The organism is Candidatus Proelusimicrobium excrementi, assembly GCF_937881865.1.
Classification (GTDB): Bacteria; Elusimicrobiota; Elusimicrobia; order Elusimicrobiales; family Elusimicrobiaceae; genus Proelusimicrobium; species Proelusimicrobium excrementi.
Genome location: NZ_CALGEO010000161.1, coordinates 1 through 5,656, shown reverse-complemented (window position 1 = coordinate 5,656; position 5,656 = coordinate 1). Strand labels below are relative to the sequence as shown.

Genomic DNA, 5,656 nt, shown 5'->3' with positions numbered 1-5,656 from the left:
ACTGTTTTCGCTTTTTAACAAAACACCCCGACGTACTACACGGCGCAAACAATGGCAAAAAAGTTATGGAACTATTTTACGACCGGATAAGTTTATATATTGAGTATAAAGAAGAACTTATTTGTTAAGTAACTTATGCGATAATGATAATTTTTTAAGAGTTGAAAAACTACAGACCGAAAGTATAGAATTTAACACGAACAAACAACGTGAGAGAATTTAAGAAGCGTGATTTTTTAGTTTTGAGATGTATTTTGATTTTATTTACCGTAAGCTATACTAAGCATGATGCGCCCATAGGGCGCGCAGTATGCGAAACGGTAAAAAAATCAAAATACGCTCAAAAATAGAAAATTGTTAGCAGAAAGGACTTGGCACCACGCGAGTAAGTAAAAAATCAAAATCACAGGTGCAGCAAGGATTTGTAGGAAGATTTAATCCTCTCCCCGCCATTCAAAAAGCCCAGTTCGCAAACAAAAGCGCACAATTTAACTTCAGCACCCAAACGACGGACCAGTTCTATCGCCGCGTTTGCGGTGCCGCCCGTCGCCAAAAGATCATCAACAATAACTACTTTATCGGCGGAGGTAAGGGCGTCTTCATGCATTTCAATAGTGTCCGTGCCGTATTCCAACGCAAAAGAAGCGGAAATCGTTTTATACGGAAGCTTGCCTTTTTTGCGTGCCGGAATAAAACCCACACCCAAAGCGTACGCCAAAGCCGCGCCAAAAATAAATCCCCTCGATTCTATCCCTACAACCTTGGTTATTTCTTTACCCTTGCAGGATTCGGCAAGGCCGTATATAACTTTTGCAAATAAGGCGGAATCAGCCAATACAGGCGTTATATCCTTAAATATAATGCCCGGTTTTGGAAAATCCGGGATATCGCGCAAAGCTTTTATTAAATCGGTGTTATCGTTCATTTTCTTTTTCCTTTTTTAACTGCTTTTTTCGATGTTTTCACGGTGGGAGCTTTGGATTTACTCTTGCCGGCGGAAGATTTTTTGGCGGTCTTTTTTACCTCGGCTGTTATTTTCATCAATTTCGTCGCCTGAGGGCTGTAAACCGAAATTTCATCGCCCAAAATATTCGTTTTGGCTTTTATGTCCATTCCGGGATGAATTTTTTTGGTTTTATGGTTCATTTCGGAAAATTCAAACAGGCCGAGTTCTTCCGCTTTTTTGCGGACGTTTCTTACAGCGCGTTCTTCTATTTGGCGGACTCTCTCGCGCGATATGCCCATACGTTGGGAAACTTCGGCCAAAGTCAAAGGTTCTTCCGAATCTATGCCGTAACGCATTATAAGAATTTCTTTATCGCGCGGATTAATGCCTTCCAAAATACCCAAAAGTTCTTTGTTGGCGGCGGCATTGGTAACCAAATCGTCGGGATTGCCTTTGCCGTAATCGGTTATTGTATCTTCAAGCGTCATATCCTCTTCTTCGCTTAAAGCCGTGGAAAGAGAATCAACGCTGTAGGCTGCGCTTAAAGTATCCAAAATGGAGCGGACTTGCCTGGCGGAAATATTCATCTCCGAAGCCATTTCCTTAAGGCTGGGCTCGCGGCCCAATCTCTCTTTAAGTTTATCCCAGGTTTTGCCCCACAGGCGCATATTATCCCAAGCGTGGGAAGGTATTTTGATAGTGCCGCTTTGCTCTTCAACGGCGCGGCGAATATATTGCTCTATCCAGTGTATGGCATAAGTAGAAAAACGAAATCCCCTCGACGGATCAAATTTGTCTATAGCCTGCAGAAGGCCCAAATTGCCTTCTTCAACCAAATCCATAAGATCCATGCCGCCGCGGGCAAATCTCTTCGCTGTGGGAATGACAAGCCTTAAGTGCATTTGGACAAGTTTCTCCCGGGCGTCTTTATCCCCGGCTTTGGCCTGTTTCCAAAGCGCGCCTTCCTGTTCCCTGTCTATATCTTTGACTAGAGAACTTATATTTTTAAAATATTCGTTTGTAGAATCTACGCCTTTTTCTTCCATATTTACATAATACTACATATTTAGATTTATTGTAATATCCGCCCGCCTAAAAAACTTTGGCCGGACGCCGCCTGACAAAGACAAGCCGGTTTCATATTTTATATAATATATTCATAACTTAAAAGGACTACAACCAAGTTCCGGCTTGGTTTTTTTATTTTAATTATGGAAGAATTAAACAGCACCTCAAAACCCATTAAACCCAATTACAAAGCTTTGGCTCCGCTTATTGTTTTTCTCGTTTCCTATTTGGCCGTTTCTATAATCGCCGGGGATTTTTACAAAATGCCTATTACGGTGGCTTTTCTGCTGGCTTCGTCGGTAGGCGCGGCGATGATAAAAGGCGGAAACCTTCAGCATAAAATAGAAGTTTTCTGCCAAGGAGCGGCCAACGGCAACGTCCTTTTTATGGTGTTGATTTTTATAATGGCGGGCGCATTTGCGCAGACGACAAAAGATATGGGTTCCGTGGACGCTACGGTGAATTTGACGCTTTCGCTCCTGCCGCCGGCTTTACTTGCGCCCGGGCTGTTTTTAGCGGCTTGCTTTGTGTCGGTTTCCGTGGGGACTTCCGTAGGGACGATAGTCGCGCTGGTGCCGGTCGCCGCGGGTATAGCCGCAAAAACCGGGCTTAACCCCGCATTGATGACTGCCGTCATAGTAAGCGGAGCGATGTTCGGCGATAATCTTTCATTCATATCCGATACAACCATAGCCGCAACCAGAACGCAGGGATGCAAAATGTCGGATAAATTTAAAACCAATTTCCTCATAGTTATGCCTTTTGCCGTGATAACGGCGGTGCTTTATTATTTTTCTGCAAACGCTTCAGGCCTGCCTTATGATCCTCAAAAAGTAGAGTGGTTTAAAGTTCTGCCGTATGTGGCGGTTTTGGGCGCGGCGGTATCCGGCGTAAACGTTATACTGGTGCTTGCCGGAGGGACAATACTTGCCGGCCTTACCGGCATTTTGACTTCTTCCTTCGGGATATGGGGCTGGACGGAAGCCATGGGCAAAGGCATAGTAGGCATGGGGGAGCTTATCATAGTTACGCTTTTGGCCGGAGGAATGCTTGAAACAATCCGCATAAACGGCGGTATGGCTTGGATTATTGAAAAACTTACCAAAAATATTAAAACCAAAAGCGGTGCGGAGCTGAGCATAGCCGCATTAGTCAGTTTTGCAAACCTGTGTACGGCAAATAATACAATAGCTTTGTTAATGTCCGGCCCGATAGCGAAAGATATAGCGGCCAACTTTAAAATACCCGCCAGCAGAACGGCCAGCATACTGGATATATTCTCCTGCTTTGTGCAGGGTTTGATACCTTATGGCGCGCAGCTTTTAATGGCCGCCGCGCTGGCTTCCCTTACGCCGATAGAAATTATGAAATATCTCTACTATCCGATATTGCTCGGCTTGGGCACATTGGTGGCGATATGGCTGGGATACCCGCAGAAAATAAGATCCATTTTTAAAAAATAAATTTACGGCGCGCTGGCGTATTTTGTGTTCGCGCGTATTTTACTTATCGTATTTACGCAAGTACCATTTGACGGTTTGCTCCAAGGCGGAATCAAAAGAGGTTCGCGCGCTCCAGCCCAAATCTTTTTTCAGTTTTGAGGAATCGACGGAATACCGCCTGTCGTGGCCGGGCCTGTCTTCCACAAAAGATATTAATTTGGAATAATCTTCCGCGGACGGGCGCAGCTTGTTCAGCATGGCGCAAATGCGTTTGGCCAAAGTAAGATTATCAAGCTCCGTACCACCGCCTATATTATAAGTTTCGCCGGGGGAGGAAAGGCGGAAAATCAAATCAAGAGCTTCGCAATGGTCCTTTACGTAAAGCCAATCGCGAATATTGCCGCCGTCGCCGTAAATCGGTATATTTTTACCGCTTAAAGCACATCTTATGACGGTTGGGATGAACTTTTCCCCATGCTGGCAAGGACCGAAATTGTTTGAACAGTTGCTAATCGTTACGTTAAGGCCGAAAGTTTTTATATAAGCGCGGGCGAGCAAATCGGCCGAAGCTTTGCTTGCGCTGTAAGGTGAATTAGGTTTTATGGGAGAACTTTCCGTAAAGCGGCCTGTTTCGGCCGATCCGTAAACCTCGTCTGTGGAAACCAAATGAAAGCGCGCACCCTCATGGCCGGCCCTGACTTTAAAAGGCCCCTCATGCCAAGCTTGATAAGCACACGAAAGCAAATTGAATGTTCCCTCTATATTGGTTTTGACAAATTCCCGCGGCTCTTTTATGGAATTATCAACATGAGAGCACGCCGCCAAATGAAATATCCCGTCAACGGAATAGGTTTTAAAAATTTCCGGGATAAGTTTTTCGTCGCGAATATCGCCTTTTATAAAGACGTAATTAGGGCGGGAAGAAACATCTTTTAAATTTTCCAAATCGGCGGCGTAAGTCAGTTTGTCCAAATTGATTATACGGCAGGCGGGATATTTTTCCGTCAGGAAAGAAATTAAATTTGACCCGATAAAACCCGCACCGCCGGTTACAAGAATATTTTTAAATTGTTTGTTCATATTTAAAAAGAGGATTTTTTATATACTCGCTAAAAGGTCCCCAGCCCAAATCTTTGGGGATGAGTTTGGGGGACTCTCCGCCCAAAGACCAGTCAATATTTAAAGCGGGATCGTCAAACCTGAAGCCGCATTCGGAGGACGGTTCGTAAAAATTATCACATTTGTAGGCCAAACGAGCGTTTGAACTTAAAACGTGAAAACCGTGCGCAAAACCGCGCGGAACAAAAAGCATATTCATATTCTGCGCGCTTAAAACAATCTTTTTATACCGCCCGAAAGTTGCCCCGCCGAAGCGTAAATCCAATATAACGTCTTCAACTTCCCCCTCCAAAACACGTATAAGCTTGGCTTGAGCGTGAGGAGGCTTTTGAAAGTGCAGTCCGCGCAATACTCCGCCCGCGGACAACGATTCGTTGTCCTGAACGAAATCGGCATTAATGCCCAAAGCGGCGAAAGTTTTTTTATTGTAGCTTTCAAAAAAACAGCCGCGGCAGTCTTCAAAAACTTTCGGCTTTAAAAGCTTGGCTCCGTTTAAAAACTCTTCGGCTATTTCCATAAGCCCTCCGCGTCGCGGTTTAAAAGATAATCCCCGTAAGGAGTGCCCTTCATTTTAAACGCGCGCTTTAAAAGCGTTTCGCGGTCTATCCAGCCGTTTCTGAACGATATTTCCTCAAGACAGGCCGTCTTTATGCCCTGACGCGTTTCTATGCTTTCTATAAAGGTAGAGGCGTTGATTAAATCCTCATGCGTGCCGGTATCCAGCCATGCCATGCCGTGCCCCATAAAATTTACTTTCAATTTGCCGGATGAAAGATAAAAATTGTTGATATCGGTTATTTCAAGCTCGCCGCGCGCGGAAAATTTAAGGCGGGAAGCAGCTTCAACTACCGTATTATCATAGAAATAAAGCCCGGTTACCGCCCAAGACGAAGCCGGTTTTGAAGGCTTTTCCGTTACCAGCAAAGGCTTTCCCTCTTTATCACAAGAAATAACGCCGTATGCCGCGGGATTTACCACACGAGAGGCAAAAATTTCCGCACCGTCTTTAAGGCCTGCGGCGCATAAAAGCATTTTTTCCAAGCCTTCGCCGTAGAAAATATTGTCGCCCAGAATCATGGCG

General features: G+C 44.8%; 6 protein-coding genes. 1 reads left to right on the top strand and 5 read right to left on the bottom strand.

Annotation, left to right across the window (positions count from 1 at the left end; genetic code table 11):
• Nucleotides 1–403: 403 nt before the first annotated feature.
• Nucleotides 404–925: an adenine phosphoribosyltransferase gene (locus ACQY26_RS07215; RefSeq protein ID WP_428048503.1), complete on the bottom strand. Its 522-nt coding sequence runs from the start codon at nt 923–925 to the stop codon at nt 404–406.
• Nucleotides 922–1,992, bottom strand: a complete 1,071-nt coding sequence (locus ACQY26_RS07210) for a sigma-70 family RNA polymerase sigma factor (RefSeq protein WP_428048501.1) — start codon at nt 1,990–1,992, stop codon at nt 922–924. Before ACQY26_RS07210 ends, ACQY26_RS07215 begins: the two co-directional genes overlap by 4 nt.
• 165 nt (nt 1,993–2,157) lie before the next feature.
• On the opposite strand from ACQY26_RS07210, the gene ACQY26_RS07205 reads away from it, so the two are divergent.
• Nucleotides 2,158–3,477 (top strand): Na+/H+ antiporter NhaC family protein, encoded by a 1,320-nt coding sequence (locus ACQY26_RS07205; RefSeq protein WP_428048499.1) that lies wholly within the window; start codon nt 2,158–2,160, stop codon nt 3,475–3,477.
• Nucleotides 3,478–3,516: 39 nt separating this feature from the next.
• Here ACQY26_RS07205 and rfbB read toward each other — a convergent pair whose 3' ends face one another.
• The 3 genes from rfbB to ACQY26_RS07190 all read right to left on the bottom strand — a co-directional run.
• Entirely contained in the window at nt 3,517–4,536 is a 1,020-nt protein-coding gene (rfbB, locus tag ACQY26_RS07200; protein WP_428048497.1) for a dTDP-glucose 4,6-dehydratase, read from the bottom strand.
• On the bottom strand, nt 4,520–5,092 hold the full coding sequence (gene rfbC / locus ACQY26_RS07195; protein ID WP_428048495.1) for a dTDP-4-dehydrorhamnose 3,5-epimerase: 573 nt from the start codon (nt 5,090–5,092) through the stop codon (nt 4,520–4,522). The genes rfbB and rfbC overlap by 17 nt, the downstream gene beginning before the upstream one ends.
• On the bottom strand, nt 5,083–5,656 hold a 574-nt coding region (locus tag ACQY26_RS07190), incomplete at its 5' end, for a sugar phosphate nucleotidyltransferase (protein ID WP_428048493.1). The genes ACQY26_RS07190 and rfbC, both read right to left, overlap by 10 nt.